This window comes from Streptomyces sp. T12 (assembly GCF_028736035.1).
Classification (GTDB): Bacteria; Actinomycetota; Actinomycetes; order Streptomycetales; family Streptomycetaceae; genus Streptomyces.
Map to the genome: position 1 here is coordinate 805,007 of NZ_CP117866.1, position 15,627 is coordinate 820,633.

General features: G+C 70.9%; 12 protein-coding genes. 3 read left to right on the forward strand and 9 right to left on the reverse strand.

The window, feature by feature from the left end; all coding sequences use genetic code 11:
- Positions 1-67: 67 nt before the first annotated feature.
- The 3 genes from htpG to PBV52_RS03565 all read right to left on the reverse strand — a co-directional run bounded on the left by htpG (position 68) and on the right by PBV52_RS03565 (position 3,650).
- Complete coding sequence (gene htpG, locus PBV52_RS03555) at positions 68-1,972, reverse strand: molecular chaperone HtpG (protein ID WP_274236787.1); 1,905 nt, start codon at positions 1,970-1,972, stop codon at positions 68-70.
- Between the two features lie 98 nt (positions 1,973-2,070).
- On the reverse strand, positions 2,071-2,787 hold the full coding sequence (locus PBV52_RS03560; RefSeq protein ID WP_274236788.1) for a class F sortase: 717 nt from the start codon (positions 2,785-2,787) through the stop codon (positions 2,071-2,073).
- 116 nt (positions 2,788-2,903) lie between these two features.
- Complete coding sequence (locus tag PBV52_RS03565; RefSeq protein WP_274236789.1) at positions 2,904-3,650, reverse strand: hypothetical protein; 747 nt, start codon at positions 3,648-3,650, stop codon at positions 2,904-2,906.
- A 311-nt stretch (positions 3,651-3,961) separates the two neighbouring features.
- Between PBV52_RS03565 and PBV52_RS03570 the strand changes: the two genes are divergently transcribed.
- Positions 3,962-5,068, forward strand: coding sequence for an acyltransferase family protein (locus PBV52_RS03570; protein WP_373921821.1), 1,107 nt, complete (start codon positions 3,962-3,964; stop codon positions 5,066-5,068).
- An 8-nt stretch (positions 5,069-5,076) separates the two neighbouring features.
- On the opposite strand, the gene PBV52_RS03575 is transcribed toward PBV52_RS03570, so the two are convergent.
- The 3 genes from PBV52_RS03575 to PBV52_RS03585 all read right to left on the reverse strand — a co-directional run bounded on the left by PBV52_RS03575 (position 5,077) and on the right by PBV52_RS03585 (position 8,704).
- Entirely contained in the window at positions 5,077-5,673 is a 597-nt protein-coding gene (locus PBV52_RS03575) for a TetR/AcrR family transcriptional regulator (RefSeq protein WP_274236790.1), read from the reverse strand.
- Positions 5,674-5,692: 19 nt separating this feature from the next.
- Positions 5,693-7,756, reverse strand: coding sequence for a discoidin domain-containing protein (locus PBV52_RS03580; RefSeq protein ID WP_274236791.1), 2,064 nt, complete (start codon positions 7,754-7,756; stop codon positions 5,693-5,695).
- Positions 7,757-7,927: 171 nt separating this feature from the next.
- The gene (locus tag PBV52_RS03585; protein WP_274236793.1) at positions 7,928-8,704 is read right to left on the reverse strand and encodes a class I SAM-dependent methyltransferase; all 777 of its coding nucleotides are present in this window, start codon (positions 8,702-8,704) and stop codon (positions 7,928-7,930) included.
- Between the two features lie 65 nt (positions 8,705-8,769).
- Here PBV52_RS03585 and PBV52_RS03590 point away from each other — a divergent pair, with 65 nt between their 5' ends.
- Positions 8,770-9,042, forward strand: coding sequence for a hypothetical protein (locus PBV52_RS03590; protein WP_306801418.1), 273 nt, complete (start codon positions 8,770-8,772; stop codon positions 9,040-9,042).
- 87 nt (positions 9,043-9,129) lie between these two features.
- Positions 9,130-9,831 carry a CPBP family intramembrane glutamic endopeptidase gene (locus PBV52_RS03595; RefSeq protein ID WP_274236794.1) on the forward strand — a complete coding sequence of 234 codons (702 nt, stop codon included), beginning with the start codon at positions 9,130-9,132 and terminating at the stop codon, positions 9,829-9,831.
- 4 nt (positions 9,832-9,835) lie between these two features.
- Here the strand turns inward: PBV52_RS03595 and lpdA are convergent, their stop codons facing one another.
- From lpdA to PBV52_RS03610, 3 genes are all read right to left on the reverse strand, one after another.
- The gene (gene lpdA, locus PBV52_RS03600; protein WP_274236795.1) at positions 9,836-11,248 is read right to left on the reverse strand and encodes a dihydrolipoyl dehydrogenase; all 1,413 of its coding nucleotides are present in this window, start codon (positions 11,246-11,248) and stop codon (positions 9,836-9,838) included.
- Positions 11,249-11,426: 178 nt separating this feature from the next.
- Positions 11,427-12,194 (reverse strand): hypothetical protein, encoded by a 768-nt coding sequence (locus PBV52_RS03605; protein ID WP_274236796.1) that lies wholly within the window; start codon positions 12,192-12,194, stop codon positions 11,427-11,429.
- A gap of 237 nt (positions 12,195-12,431) precedes the next feature.
- Positions 12,432-15,608, reverse strand: a complete 3,177-nt coding sequence (locus PBV52_RS03610; RefSeq protein ID WP_274236797.1) for an amidohydrolase family protein — start codon at positions 15,606-15,608, stop codon at positions 12,432-12,434.
- Positions 15,609-15,627 lie beyond the last annotated feature (19 nt).

Below are 15,627 nucleotides of genomic sequence, written 5' to 3' on the forward strand. Positions count from 1 at the left end.
TCCAAGGAAGCTAGCGCGGGCCACTGACAATGGCCCGCGCACACGTCCGCATGGCCTACGGCGCCGCCTACAGGGTGCGCTCCAGGCGGTCCGCCACCAGCTTCACGAAACGCGCGGGATCCTTGGACTGGCCGCCCTCGGCGAGCACCGCCAGCGTGTGGAGCAGTTCGACGGACTCGGCGAGCTCCGTGCGGTCCTCGCGCTCCTTGTACGCCTGGTTCAGGCCCTTCACCAGCGGGTGGCCGGGGTTCAGCTCCAGGATCCGCTTGGTGCGCGGCACCTCCTGGCCCATGGCCCGGTACATGTTCTCCAGGGCCGGGGTCAGATCGTGCGCGTCGGAGACGACGCAGGCCGCGGAGACGGTGAGCCGTGTCGACAGGCGCACCTCCTTGATGTCCTCGTCCAGCTGCTCGCCCATCCAGCCGAGCAGAGCGGCGTACTCCTCGGCCTGCTTCTCCCGCTCGTCGTCGGCGTTCTCGTCGCCCTTGGCGTCCAGGTCGATCTCGCCCTTGGCGACGGACCGCAGCCGCTTGCCCTCGTACTCGCCGACGGCGTCGACCCACACCTCGTCGACGGCGTCGGTGAGCAGCAGGACCTCGATGCCCTTGTCCCGGAACGCCTCCATGTGCGGGGAGTTCTCGATGCTCTGCCGGGACTCGCCGGTGATGTAGTAGATGTCGTCCTGGCCGTCGTTCATCCGCTCCACGTACTGCGCCAGCGTGGTCGGCTCGTCGGCCGAGTGCGTGGTCGCGAACGACGAGGCGGCGAGGATGGCGTCGCGGTTCTCGGAGTCGGTGACCAGGCCCTCCTTCAGGACGGTGCCGAACTCCCGCCAGAACGTGGCGTAGCGCTCGCTGTCCTTGGTCATGAACTCCTTGACCGTGGACAGGACCTTCTTCGTCAGCCGGCGCTGCATCATCCGGATGTGCCGGTCCTGCTGCAGGATCTCGCGCGAGACGTTGAGCGAGAGGTCCGCCGCGTCGACGACGCCCTTGACGAAGCGGAGGTAGGGCGGCAGCAGCTCCTCGCAGTCGTCCATGATGAAGACGCGCTTCACATACAGCTGGACGCCGCGCTTGAAGTCCCGCGTGAACAGGTCGTGCGGGGCGTGCGAGGGGACGAAGAGCAGGGCCTGGTACTCGAAGGTGCCCTCCGCCTGGAGCCGGATCGTCTCCAGCGGCTCGCGCCAGTCGTGGCTGATGTGCTTGTACAGCTCGTGGTACTCGTCGTCCGACACCTCGTCGCGCGAACGCGCCCACAGGGCCTTCATGGAGTTCAGCGTCTCGGCTTCGGCCGGGCTGTCTCCGTCGCCGTCCCCCGCCTCCGGGACCATCCGGATCGGCCAGGTGATGAAGTCCGAGTACCGCTTGACGATCTCCCTGATCTGCCACGGGGAGGTGTAGTCGTGCAGCTGGTTCTCGGGGTCGGCGGGCTTGAGGTGGAGCGTGACGGACGTGCCCTGCGGTGCGTCGTCGGCCGTCTCAAGCGTGTACGTGGCCTCACCGCGCGACGTCCAGCGGGTCCCCTGGCTCTCGCCGGCGCGCCGGGTCACCAGCGTCACCTCGTCCGCCACCATGAAGCCGGAGTAGAAGCCGACGCCGAACTGGCCGATGAGCCCCTCGGCCCCGGCAGCGTCCTTGGCCTCCCGCAGCTCCTTGAGGAACGTCGCCGTTCCCGAGTTGGCGATGGTGCCGATGAGCTGTCCGACCTCGTCGTACGACATCCCGATGCCGTTGTCCCGCACCGTGAGGGTACGGCCCTCCTTGTCGACGTCGATCTCGATGTGCAGGTCGGACACATCGGCCTCGAGGGAGTCGTCCCGCAGTTTCTCCAGGCGCAGCTTGTCGAGCGCGTCGGAGGCGTTGGAGACGAGCTCCCGCAGGAAGACATCCTTGTTCGAGTAGACCGAATGGATCATCAGCTGGAGCAGCTGACGGGCCTCTACCTGGAACTCAAACGTCTCGGTCGGCATGGTTCGCGACTACCTCACAGGTTCAGTCACCGGAACTGGTCGCAGTCACTGTAGGACACGAGGTCTGCGCGGAGTGCCGCGGTGCGGGACAAGGCGGTTCAGGCGAGGTGGGCGAAGACCACCAGGTTCGCGGTGTAGTCCCTGACCTGCCGGTCGTAGTCCCCCGCGCAGGTGATGAGCCGCACCTGGGCCCGGGGGGTGTCGCCGTACACGCGCCGGCTGGGGAAGTCGTCCTTGTCGAACATCTCCACGCTGTCGATCACGAAGGACGCCCTGCGCCCGTCGGCCCTCGCGACCTGGAAGCGGTCGCCCTTCTCCAGCTCGCTCAGGTTCGCGAACACCGCGGCGGACGTCGCGGTGTCGACGTGCCCGGCGATGACCGACGTGCCCGCCTCACCGGGGGAGGCGCCCTTGGCGTACCAGCCGACGAGGTTGGTGTCGTGGGCCGGTGGGGGTTGGAGCTGGCCCGAACTGCCGATGGCGAGGTCGGTGAAGGGCGCGTCGACCGAGATCTTCGGGATGAGCAGGCGGGTCGGCCGGGACCGGGGCAGGTGCTTGCCCTCATGCCGGTGGGCGGGCGAGGACGACTCGGCCGCCGGTGGGGCGTGCGGTTCGACCACGGGTGGAGCGTGCGGCGCGAAGCGGGCGTCGGATGCTTCGTCCCGGCCGCCCGGCAGGGTCACCATCAGCACCATGACGGCGACCGCGCCCCAGAACATCGCCGCGGCTACGCGCCTTATCCGCCGTGAGGCCACGGAACCGGCATCGCACAGGGCCGGGTCGGCATCGGGGGAAGAGGAACGGCCGGCGGCCATCGGGCACCACCTCACTCGGGCACGGCAGCGGACACAACACAGGGGAAGGGGAGCGGGGCCGCCGCGACGCGCGGCGCACGTGCGGCGGCCACAGCGGTTATGGCGTGCGGCATGGGTCAGGCCACGGATCCGGATGCCTTCTTGCGACGCAGCGCGTACAGGCCGGTACCGGCGACCGCCAGCGCGGCCACCCCGCCGGTGGTGACACCCGGCGAGGCGAGGCCGCCGCCTCCGGTGTGCATCCCGCCGTGCGGCTTGCCGTGGTCATCACCCCAGGAGTCCTCGTGGTCACCGCCCCACGAGTCCTTGTCGTGGTCGTCTTCCTTCCAGGACCCCTTGTCGTGGTCGCCGCCCCAGGAGTCCTCCTCGTGCCCGCCGTCCTTGCTCCGGTAGGTGTCGGGGTCGTGCTTGGGGTCCTTGGCGCCGCCCCAGTCGTCGTCGTTGTTGACGGCGGCCAGCGCTCCGCCACCGGTGTGGATCCCGCCGCGAGGCTCCTCGTGCTTGCTCTCCTCGTCGTGCTTACCGCCGTCCTCGTGCTTACCGCCGTCCTCGTGCTTGCCCCCCTCGTCGTGCTTGCCCCCCTCGTCGTGCTTGCCTTCCTTGTCGTGCTTGCCTTCCTTGTCGGGCTTCGGGTCCTTGGACCCGCCCCAGTCGGAGTCGTCATCGGTGACGGCGGCCAGCGCTCCGCCACCCGTGTGGATCCCGCCGTGAGGCGCGTCGTGCTTGCCCTCCTTGTCGTGCTCCTTGCTGTAGGAATTGTCTTCGTGGTCCCAGTCACCCGCCGTAACGGCGTAGGCTGCGGGCGCGATCGCCAGTGCGGCCGTGGCCGTCGCGGTGGCGATCAGCATGCGGACAGAGCGCATAGGTGAGTCCTTCCGTCACGGCCTGGGCGGCTGACGCTTCATCACCACTGGAGCCAGACCTTGACGTGATCCACCGTCAGCCATTCCTTCCGGTCGCACCATTCAGGGCGTTCACTCGGGTTACGACCCCACCCCGACGGCCGTATGGCGACGCCCCCCTCGCGTGCGAAAAGCCGTGTTGACCTGCAGAGGTTTACCTCGCCCGGAAGTGGTGAGACGCGGGGGATGTCTCAGCGCATCGTCACAGCCGTTACTCCCGAAAGACGCGTCCGCGAGCGCGCGGACTTCCCGCGTGGTGCCCAGGGGGCCGTGTGGTGAGCGGGTCGGTGGACACCGCTCCCGTTCGCGCCACACCGCTGCCACCTGCGCCTTCGAAGCAGCGGGACGCGTTCTTCGACAATGTCAAGTACGCGGCGATCGTGCTGGTGGCGGTGGGCCATGCGTGGGAGCCGCTGCGTGACGGCAGCCGGACGGTCAGCGCGCTGTACATGCTCGTGTACGCCTTCCACATGCCGGCCTTCATCGTCATATCGGGATACTTCTCCCGCGGCTTCGACGGCCGCCCGGGACAGCTCAAGCGCCTGCTGACCGGTCTCGTCGTCCCGTACGTCGTCTTCGAGACGGCGTACACCCTGTTCACCCGGTGGACCGACCAGGAGCCGGACCGGCCGATCAGCCTGCTGGACCCGCTGTATCTGACGTGGTTCCTGGCGGCGCTGTTCCTGTGGCGGCTCACCACCCCGCTGTGGCAGCGGGTGCGTCTGCCGGTGCCGCTCGCGCTCGTCGTGGCGATGCTGGCCACCCTGTCGTCGTCCATCGGCAACGACCTCGATCTTCAGCGCACCCTGCAGTTCCTGCCGTACTTCGTGCTGGGTCTGTCGCTGAAGCCGGAGCACTTCCGGCTGGTCCGCCGCCGCTCGGTGCGGATCGCGGCCGTGCCCGTGTGCGCGGGCGCGTTCGTGGTGGCGTACTGGGCGGTGCCACGGATGACCGGCGGCTGGTTCTACCACCGCGACAGCGCCGAGCAGCTGGGCGCGCCCGCGTGGTACGGGGTCGTGATGACACCGGTCCTGTTCGCCTGCTCGCTGGTGCTGGTGGCCTGCTTCCTCGCCTGGGTGCCCGGGCGGCGGATGTGGTGCACCGTGCTGGGGGCGGGGACGCTGTACGGCTATCTGCTGCACGGCTTCGTGGCCCAGGGCGCCAAGTTCTGGGGCTGGTACGACCCCGTCTGGGTCCAGCGCCCGCTCGGCGCGGTCGTCGTCACCGTCGTCGCCGCCGTGGTCGTGACCCTGCTGTGCACCCCGCCCGTCCGGCGTGTCCTGCGCTTCGTGGTGGAGCCGGACCTGCGCTGGCTCTTCCGGCGGGACGCGCCGGGCACGACGGAACCGGTCCGCGACCGGGCCGCCGTACGCGGATGACCTCCCCGTCAGCTCTCGCGTACCAGCCCGGCGATGTGCGCGATGACCGTGTCGAGGGTGTCGTTCCAGGCCGCCTCGTCGCCGAGCACGAGGAAGTTGAGGGTCAGCCCGTCGGTCATGGCAGCCAGGTAGCGGGCCAGGACGGGGACGGGCACGTGGAGCCGGAGGCCCATGGTGTGTCGCAGCTGGTCGATGAGCTCGGCGTACGTGTCGGCGTACAGCTCGTACTGCCGGCGGGCCAGATGCTCGAAGCCGGGCTGGCGCAGGGCGTACTGGGTCAGCTCGTAGGTGAGCATGTGCTCGTCCGGGTGGGCGCGCACATGGTCCCAGTACGCCTGGTAGCCGGCCCGGACGGTCTCCTCGAGGGTGGCTCGGGGCCGTAGCGCCTCCTTCACCACCGTCACGTAGTGCTCGGTGATGGTCGTGATGACGGACTCGATCAGCTCCTGCTTGGAGTCGAAGCAGTAGTGGAAGACGCTCAGCGAGACGCCTGCCTCGGCGGCGATGGACCGGGTCGTCGTCCTGGGGACGCCGTCCCGGCTCATCGCCCTGATCGCCGCCTCGGTGAGCTGTCGCCGCCGCTCGGCGGACGGCAACCGTGCCATGGGGCCCCTCTCGTGGGTGTCAGCTGCTGTGGACGCCGACCTCGTAGAGGGAGTAGCCCCAGTCGGTGCCGCGGTCCAGTCCCTGGATGCGTACATACCTCGCCGGTGTGCCGGTGAACCTGGCCGTGTCCAGGCCGCCGTCGCCGGATGTCGTGGACCAGGCGGTCTGCCAGTTCACGCCGTCGGTGGAGAGCTCGATGCGGTACGACTTGCCGTACGCGCGCTCCCAGTCGAGGGTGACCCGCTTGACCAGGTGGGTGGACCCGAGGTCGACCTTGTACCACTGGTCGTCGCTCCAGCCGCTGGCCCAGCGGGTGCCGCTGTCGCTGTCGGCGGCCCGGTGCGGCTGGTAGCTGGTGAACAGGCTCCACTCCGAGGAGCTCGCCGATGTGGTCGTGCCGCTCGCGAGGTTCACCCCGGCCTGGTGGGTCTCGGAGGCCGCCCAGGTGTCGAGGTAGGACTCGGCGCCCCGGAAGAGGTCGTCGACCACGTCCTGGCCGCCGACCCGGCGGATGTCCTCGATCCAGTCCGGGACCAGGCCGTAGTGGGCGGCGCCGTCGGTGTTCAGGTCCCAGGTGCGCTCGCCGGTGGTCTGCCGGTCGATGACGGAGCCGCCGTCGACGCTCTTGAAGGGGTACGTGACCTTGTTGGGGGCGTCGGCTCCGCGCGGTCCCGGCCAGCCTCCGACGCCGTTCATGTCGGTGCCGTAGCCGTAGCCCACGCCGTGCTTGTCGCGCAGGGCCTCGGTGCGCTTCGCCTCCGCGACGAAGCCCTCGGAGCCGTGCATGTACTGGGCGATGAAGCCGCCGAGGCCGTAGACCCGTTCGGTCCAGTCCAGGTCCATCCAGCTGTGCGAGGAGAGCACGCCGGGGTAGGACGCGGACTCGAAGATGTCGAGCACCCGGCCGGTGGCCTTGACGCTCATGTGGTCGATCTCCAGCATCATCTTGCGTTTCATCATGCCGCGCACGGCGTACTCACCGAGTTCGGTGAGCCCCCGGACGTTGCACTGGGCGTCCGCGTTGTACGAGGGGACCTCCACGCCCGCCGGGAGCTTCTGCTCGGCTTCGGCCGCCGAGGCGTTGCCGATGGGGTTGTCGTGCTGCGGGCCCTTGCACGTCTCGGTCTTCCAGAAGGTGCCGGTCGACAGGAACTGGCCGACGTTGATGGCCGTTCCGAGCCCGCCGGAGTCGAAGCGGACCCCGCACAGGGCGTTGTCGAACTTGTGGCACAGGAACATGCTGCGCACGCCGAGCGCGTACAGCTCGTCCAGGCCCTTGTCGATGTCGGCCTTGCTGCACTGGCCGATGTCCAGGATCTGCTTGCAGCCGAAGGGCTCGGAGGTCTCGACGCCGAGGATGACCGCCAGCTTGCCCTGTTCGACGACCTCACGGGCCTGCGCGCTGTCGGTGACGATCCGGAACCAGCCCTTGCCCGTGCCGCCGTACATCTTGTCGATGAAGGCCTGCATGTCGTACGTCAGCTTGGCCTGCAGCCGGATGGACGTCATCTCGTCGCAGCTGCGGTCCTTGAAGAAGTACACGGAGCAGATCACGCCGTTGGTGACGAGGTCGTTGACCAGCACCCGCTGACCGCCGCGCCAGGCCCGCTCCACCCAGGCGTAGTAGTTCTGCTGGTGGGTCAGCGAGTCGTGCGCGGGCCAGTCCTTGAAGGTGGGCCAGCCGACCGGGTCGTGCTTGCCGTCACCGCCGTTGGTGATGAAGTCGAAGATCGCGAGAGAGCCGTCGGGGTAGTGCTCGGGGCAGTCCTTGAGAGCGTCGGCGACGCCCTGCTCGGAGAACGGCTTTCCGCAGATCAGGCGGCCGCCGAAGGCCTCGTTGGAGAAGATGTGGTCGTGCGCGTCCACGAAGCCGCGCACTTCGCCCTTGGCGTTGGCGCCGGTGAAGGGCTCCCCCGTGACATTGACCTGCGAGTCCGGGGCGGGCCGTGCGGTCGGGTTCCACCAGTCGGTTCCGGCCGCCGAGCTCGGCGTGGGGCCGAGCGCGACGGACAGCACGAGCAGGAGGAGCGACACCACGGTGACGTGCTTGCGTCGGCGGTACGGGCGTCCGGCAGTGGTCACAGCCCACGTCCCTCGGTCGGCGGGATGGCGGGGTCGGCTTGTCATGACCTCGCAAGATGTGCGACGAGGATGGCCACTACCGCGTTACGAGTCAAGAGTCCGGGACAGATGACCTACTGGCCGGAACTGGTTGAACTGCCTGAAGGGCTTGAACTGCTGACGGGAAGTCGTTCACACCGCATGGGTGACCCGGATCTTGGACTGGCCGTGCGGGAGCTCCTCCCAGTCCGCCATGAAGCGGGCGTGCAGGCCGTGCTTCGCTGCCAGCGCCAGCAGGGTCTCGGTGCGGTAGTAGAAGTCCTCCCGCAGGACGTGGTGTTCCTCGCCCTCGGTGCGGTCGAAGGTGAAGTCGAACCAGCCGCCGGGTGCCAGTACCCGGCCGATGTTGGCCAGGCACTCCTCGATGACCGGCAGCGGTGAGTGCGAGAAGACACTGTGCGCGTGCACCACGTCGAAGTGGGCGTCGGGCAGGAACCGCAGCGTCAGGTCGCGCACCGGGGTCAGCGTGGGCAGGCGCTGCTGCAGGCCCATCTCCGCGACGGTGTCCTGTGCGGCGAAGAGGATGTCGGGCGAGATGTCGATGCCGTAGTAGTGGCCGGGTTCCAGGTGGCGGATGAACCGCCAGCCGCCCCGCAGGTTGCCGCAACCGATCTCCAGCATCCGGTGCCCGGAAAGTAGGCCATGGCCGACGAGGTAGTCGAACTGCATCGCCCCGAGCGCCAGCCACCGTTCGCGGCTGTGGCTGCCGACCGCCGCGTCCGGGTCGGCCCGGGTGTCGGAGCGCATCACGGCGCGGTAGTAGGAGACGTGGTCCGGGTGGCGGCGGCGCAGCCACATGTCCCGGGCGGTGCGGGCCAGATGGCGGGGCACGCGGTCGGGGTGGCGCAGGGCGTAGGCGAGGCGGTGGCCGAGGGCGGAGCGGTTGACGGTGAGGTTCTTGGCCGGCATGGGTGGTGCCTCCCTGGGGTCGCGGTACCACCGAGGATGCTCAACCGGGGGGCGCGGCGCCACAGGTGGGGGCCGGCGGACACGAGGTGGTCGTCGACGAGCGGCATGTGGCGCCGGGACGGGACTGGGCGTCCGGATACACCGAACTCCGGTGTGCCGACGGGCAGTTCCTCGTCGGCTGCAGGGTCCGCGGCTCCGCCGTCTCCGCCGCCCTGTACGCGGCCGCCCCAGCTGGGAGGCTCGGCACGAGCGGCCGTACGGTGTGGTTCGACCGGGGCGGCGGCGACCGGGGCTCGGGGCGTCCCGGACCCCGGACGCGCTGTACCGCCGAAAGCTGAGCTGAAGCGCCTCAGGCGGACGGACACGGCCGCGGACGGGAGGGGTGCTTCGACGGCAGGAGCGCGGCGGGGGATGCTGGAACCCGGATGCCGATCGTATGTGCTGTCGCCGTTCTCGCCGCCGCGAACCTGCTGAACAACTGGCTCGCGCGGAGCCCCGCCCTGTACGTGGTCATCTGCGTGGCCGCGACGGCGGTCCTGCTGCTGATCGCCCGCTGGGACGGTCTCACGCCGGCCGAACTGGGGCTCGACGCGGCGGCGGTGCGCCGGGGACTGCGGTGGGCTCCCGTCCTGGCAGGAGTCGTCCTCCTCGTCCTGCTGCTGCTCCTCGCCGTGCCGGCCGGGCGCGAGGCGTTCCAGGACTCCAGGGCGGCGGACCTGTCCCTGGGACGGATGCTGTGGGGAGCGCTCGTGCGGGTGCCGTTCGGGACCGTGCTGCTGGAGGAGACGGCCTTCCGTGGCGTGCTGTGGGCCATGATCCGGCGGCGGCGCGGCACGGCCTGGGCCACCGGCGTGTCGTCGCTGCTGTTCGGGTTCTGGCACCTGATGCCGTCCCGCGGCATCAACCGCTCCAACGCCGCGGTCGGCTCCGTCTTCGGCGACGGCCCGGCCGGCGTGGCACCGACCGTGGCCGTGGCGATCGCCGCCACCGCCGTCGCCGGGGTCGTCCTGTGCGAGCTGCGCCGCCGCTCCGGCAGCCTGGTGGCGCCCATGGCCCTGCACTGGGCCGTCAACAGCCTCGGTTACGCGTTCGCCTGGGCGGCGGCCCGCTGGTGGCTCGACGGCTGAACGGTCAGAAGTTGATCATGTGTCCGGCGAGGCCGTGCACGGCTTCCTTGACCGCCTCTCCGAGGGTCGGGTGGGCGTGGACGTTGCGGGCGACCTCGTGGACGGTCAGGTCCCACTGCTGGGCCAGGGTCAGCTCGGGCAGCAGCTCGGTGACGTCGGGGCCGATGAGGTGGCCGCCCAGGAGTTCGCCGTACTTGGCGTCGCTGATCAGCTTCACGAAGCCGGTCGCGTCGCCGAGGCCGTGGGACTTGCCGTTCGCGGTGAAGGGGAACTTGGCCACCTTCACGTCGTGGCCGAGCTCGCGGGCCTGTGCCTCGGTGTAGCCGAAGCTGGCGATCTGCGGCTGGCAGTAGGTGGCGCGCGGGATCATCACATAGTCCAGCTCCATCGTCTCGGCGTCCGCGATGGTCTCGGCGGCGATGACGCCCATCGCCTCGGCGGCGTGCGCGAGCATCAGCTTCGCCGTCACGTCGCCGATGGCGAAGATGTGCGGGACCGAAGTGCGGCAGCGGGCGTCGACGTCGATCGCGCCGCGTTCGGTGACGGTCACGCCGGTCTTGTCCAGGCCGTAGCCGTCGATGTTCGGCTGGAAGCCGATCGCCTGGAGCACCTTGTCGGCCTCCAGGACCTGCTGGGCGCCGTCCTTGCCGGTGACGGTGACGCGCACCTGCTCGCCGGACTCGTCGACGGCGTCGACGCGGGTGGAGGTCAGCACGTCGATGCCCAACCGGCGGTACTGCTTGGCGAGTTCGGCGGAGACCTCGGCGTCCTCCAGCGGGGCCATCCGGTCCAGGAACTCGACGATGGTGACCTTCACGCCGTAGTTGTGGAGCACATAGGCGAACTCGACGCCGATCGCGCCGGCGCCCGCGATGACGATCGACCGCGGCAGCTCCTCGGCGAGGATCTGCTCCTCGAACGTCACCACGCGCGCGCTGCGCCGGGTGCCCGGCAGCAGCTTGGGCGTGGCGCCGGTGGCGATGATGCAGTGGTCGAAGCCGATGGTGCGGGTCTCACCGTCGTAGCCCGCCACCTGGAGGGTGTGCGGGTCGAGGAAGGTGCCGCGGCCGTCGATCTCGGTGATCTTGTTCTTCTTCATCAGGTAGTGGACGCCCTTGACCCGGCCGTCGGCCACCTTGCGGCTGCGGCGGAACGCCTCGCCGAAGTCGAAGGTGACCTGACCGTCCACCTTGATGCCGAAGGTCTTCGCCTCGCGCGTGAAGATGTGCGCCAGCTCGGCGTTGCGCAGCAGTGCCTTGCTGGGGATACAGCCCACGTTCAGACAGACGCCGCCCCAGTACTTCTCCTCCACGACCGCCACCCGCTTGCCCAGCTGGGCGGCGCGGATGGCGGCGACATAGCCGCCGGGGCCCGCTCCGAGGACCACGACATCGAAGCGCTCGTCCTGCTCGACCATGGGGGCTGTTCCTTCCTGAGGGCGACGTCCTGCTCTGCTGCTGCCGTGCGCTGCCAGGGTCTGGCATACGGCTTCTTCCAGCATGACCGCATCCGCGAAGTTGTGTGGGGATGCGGGAGGGTGACGACGATCTCAGGTGGCGGGCGCCCCGGCGGTCGGGGTCAGCTCCCCGGCGTGGTCAGCCGAGGCACACGAGGTTGAGCACGCAGAGCTGCGCCGGTGAGGTCTCCTCCGGTGCGGGGCTCGTCGGTGACGTGGACGTCCCGGTGCCGGAGCCGGTGTCCGAGCCTTCGGTCGCCGTGGGGGCCGGCGTCTGCTGCTGCTCGGCCGCCGTACCGCTGCCGCCGTCGGAGTCGGCTCCTGCGGTCGTCGGCGTCAGGGCCTGCGACTGCGGTACCGACGTGGCCGTCGGAGTGGGAGCCGTGGCGGCGTCCGGTCGGGTGACGTGAGGCGCGGTGCCCTGCTCGGGCACGGACCGCGGACGCGAGGCGTTGGTCGGGCTCAGGTGCGAAGGAGGCGTGGTGCCGGTGCGCGGGGACCGGTGCGTGTCCTGCGGAGTGGACACCGGACGGGTGAGCTCCGTGGCCTGCTGCTCCGCGGTCACCGTGTTCGGGTTCTCCGGCGCGGTGGCCGCCTGGGCCTTGTCGCCGGATCCCCGGTCCATCGCCGAGACGGTCAGACCGCCTCCGACGAGTGCCACGGCGGTCGCGACCACGGCCCGGCGCTGGTTCTTCTTCCAGCGGGCCCGTTGGCGACGCCGCGCCGCCCGGCCCTGCGGGGCGGCGGGGACGCCGTCCACGTCGGCGGCCGGGGCGATGGGCGCCGTCTCCTCCAGGCCGGCCGGCGGCGCCGCCTCGTCCCGGAAATAGCCGTCGTACCAGGTGTCGTCGGCGGGGGCCTCCCACGCCGTCGCCCCGGTCGCCGTCGCGCCCGGCAGAGCCGACACGGTGGGTCCCGCTACCGCGGAGGGAGCGATGTCCGGGGCGTAGGCGCCGCACCCGGGGCACACGAGGGCCCCGTTGAGGTGCCGACGGCACGAGGAGCAATAGTCCATCTGCGGTCTTTCCGTTAGCGCGCGGGATCGAACGGCCAGAACGCTAACGACGCTTTGGACAGGCTGTGTGCAGCCCAAGTGATGCTCCTGCGCAGATGTCCCAGGAAGTGTGTGTGAACCATGACCCGCTCAGAGGTCACAGCACCCCTCACGGCGCATACGGCGGCTCACCTCCAGCCACTCCTCGGCCGCATGGCGCTCCGTGGCGCTGGTGAAGGCGCCCACCAGGTCCGCCTGTTCGAAGAGGACGCCGCCGCGCAGGACCGCGACCGTGCGGATCAGTGTGGCGAAGTCGGTGAACGGGTCGCCGTCCACGACCGTGAGATCGGCGAGCTTGCCCTCCTCCAGCGTGCCCAGGTCGGCGTCGGCACCGAAGACGCGCGCGGGCAGCAGCGTGGCGGTGCGCAGGGCCTCGGCCGGTGACAGTCCGGCACGGTGCAGGGCGCGCAGGGCCAGATGAAGATGCAGCCCGACCGGGACGATCGGCTGGTCGGTGCCGAGCGCGACCAGGCCGCCGCCCGCGAGGATCCGCCGGTAGACGTCCATCTCGCGCCCCAGCGTGGCCAGTTGGGCGTCGGTGGGCGGCTGTCCTGCCTGCTGGCGTACGAGCGCGGTGTCCCACGGCGGCATCAGCGCGGTGACACGCGGGTCGTCCGCGAGCGCGGGGTCGGCGCCGAGCAGGGCGAGCGCGGTGAACGGGGTGGCGACGAGGTGGAAGTCGGTGGCGGTGTAGATCTCCTCGACGTCCTGGTAGGCACGCCCCGTCGCGGAAGTGGCGTGCCCGAATTCCAGCCGCTGCGTGGCCTGCAGATGGGTCGTCAGATCCTGCCCCACCTGCACACCCGGCGTGCACAGATGGCTGCCGCTGCGCACCCCGAGCCGCTCGTGCCCGAACTCTGCGGCCTCCTTCATCACCCAGCCCGGAGCCCGTACGTACGTCTTGACGAAGTCCCAGTCCAGCGCCGCCCCGCGGGCCAGCGAGCGGCGCAGCCCCTCGCGGGTGCGGTGGGCGCGGCCCATGCTGTAGGCGACCCGCGCCCCGTCGAGGAGTTCGCCGGTGGTCAGCAGCCGGGGGCCGGCGAGGGTACCGGCGGCGACCGCCTCCCGGATGCGGGCCTGCTCGTAGGCGAAGCCGCCCAGCGAGACGGCTGTCGTGATGCCGTACGCGAGTTGCAGCGCGGTCTGGCGGCCGCCGTACGTGGTCTGCCAGGGGTGGGTGTGCGCGTCCCACAGGCCCGGGAGCACGGTGCGCTCGCTCGCGTCGACGCGGTGCGCGGCCGGGCGGCCGGTGCGGTGCGGGGCCACCTCCGCGACACGGCCGTCGCGGATCACGACGTCGATGTCCTCACGGACCTCCGGCCCGGTTCCGTCCCAGAAGCGGCCCGCGTGCACGACCGTGTCCGCCGGGCGCGGTCTGCGGTAGTCCAGCGGGACGCGGACGGTACGGGTCCTGCCGCTGCCGACGTCGATCAGGCGCAGGGCTCCCGCGGAGAGGTAGAGCAGGGTGCGGGCGTCGGCGGACCAGGACGGGTGGTCGGCGGGTTCGGTGGTGAGCCGGCGGGGCTCGCCGTCCGGGGTGCCGTCGGCACGGACCGGCAGCAGCCACAGTGCCGACTCGGCGATCACGGCCATCCAGCGGCCGTCCGGGGACCAGACGGGGCCGGAGTCGTAGCGGTCGGAGAGTGAGGTGTGGGGAGCGAGGGCGTGCAGGGCGGCCCTCGCGGTGGTCGTGTCGACGACGCGGATGAGGTTGTAGCCCTCACGGAAGCGCTGGCCCAGGCGGTTGCGGTCGCACAGCGCCACGTACCGGCCGTCGGGCGACCAGCTGGGTCGGCCGGGCAGCCCGCCCGCGCCGAGCGGTGCGGCGAGGACGTGTTCGGCGCCGTCGGGCAGGTCGCGCACCACGAGGTTGCCGGACATGTCCAGGCAGGCCAGCCGCGTCCCGTCGGGCGACAGGGCGGGGAAGACGCGGCCGCCCTCGGCGAGCACGGTCTCCTCGCCCGAGCCGAGTTCGCGGCGTCGTACGGCGAACAGTCCGTCGCGGTCGTCGGCGTACACCAGTGCCGTGCCGTCGGGTGTCCAGGTCGGGGCCAACACATAGCGGGTGGAGGGGACTTGCAGGATCTTGCGGGGTGTGCGGGCCCCTTTCGTGCCGGCGGTCCACAGCGCGTTGAGCGCGGCGAAGGCGACACTGCGGCCGTCCGGTGACAGGGCGGGCAGGTGCAGCGCGCGGACGGGGCGGGTGCCGGCGCCGTCGAAGTCGTACGTCTTCCCGCGGTAGCGGGGGCGGTGCACCGGCAGCGTGGCCGTGAACGGGATCTCCTCGGCGCTGCCCGGCGCGTCCGGATCGACCAGGCGGAAGTGTCCGTCGACCGTCAGGAGCAGCCGCTCGCCGTCCGCCCAGCGGGGCGGCGCGGGCAGGACGTCGCCCGCTACGGCGACCGGTTTCCCGTCCACCACGAGCGTGCAGGAGGCCGCGGGTGAGGCTGTGGTGCGCAGGTGGGCGAGGCGCCCGGCGGGCGAGACGGCGGGGGTCATGAGCTGGGCGCCGGAGTCGTCGGTGTGCTCGGTGGTGACCGGGCCGGAGCCGTCGGCGGCCACCGACGCGATGGTGGTCGCGCGCAGTGTGCCCGTCGCGGTGACGGCGGCCCGCACGAAAAGCACCCGCTCCCCGTCGGCCGACCACGCCGGGTCGAAGTCCTCCCAGCGGCCGTCCTGCCCGGGACCCTGCTGTCCGGGGTGCCCGGTGAGCCGGGTCGGCGTGCCGGTGCGCACGTCCACGACCCAGATGCGGTACGGGGCGCCGGTCACGGTGTCGCCGCCGCGCTCGGAGGCGAACGCGATCCGCGTGCCGTCCGGCGACCAGGCCGGGCCCCGGTCGTCCCACGGTCCGTCGGTGAGCTGCCGCAGGCCGGCGCCGTCGGGCCGCAGCGTCCAGAGGTGGAAGCCTCCACCGCGGTAAGCGCACACGACCAGACGGCTGCCGTCGGGCGAGAACTGCGGGCGGGTGGGTTCGAGGCCGGGCGGGGTCAGCGGGCGGGCGGCGCCGCCCTTGCGCGGGACGGACCAGAGCACGTTCTGGATCTCGGCGACCAGCCGGTCACCGGACGGGGCGAGGGTCGCGGAACCGCCGGTGGCGGCGGTGAAGGAGAGGGTGGTGGTCGTACCGGACGCGGCGTCCGCGAGCGGCGTACCGGCGGTGGCGAGCCCCGTGGCAGTGGCCGTGGCGGTGGCCGTGGCCTGGAGGAATCTGCGGCGGGAGAGCGGGCCGAAACGGAGGGCGCCGGGGGTGTCTTCGGTGTCCAAGGGGGCTCCCAGTGCACGG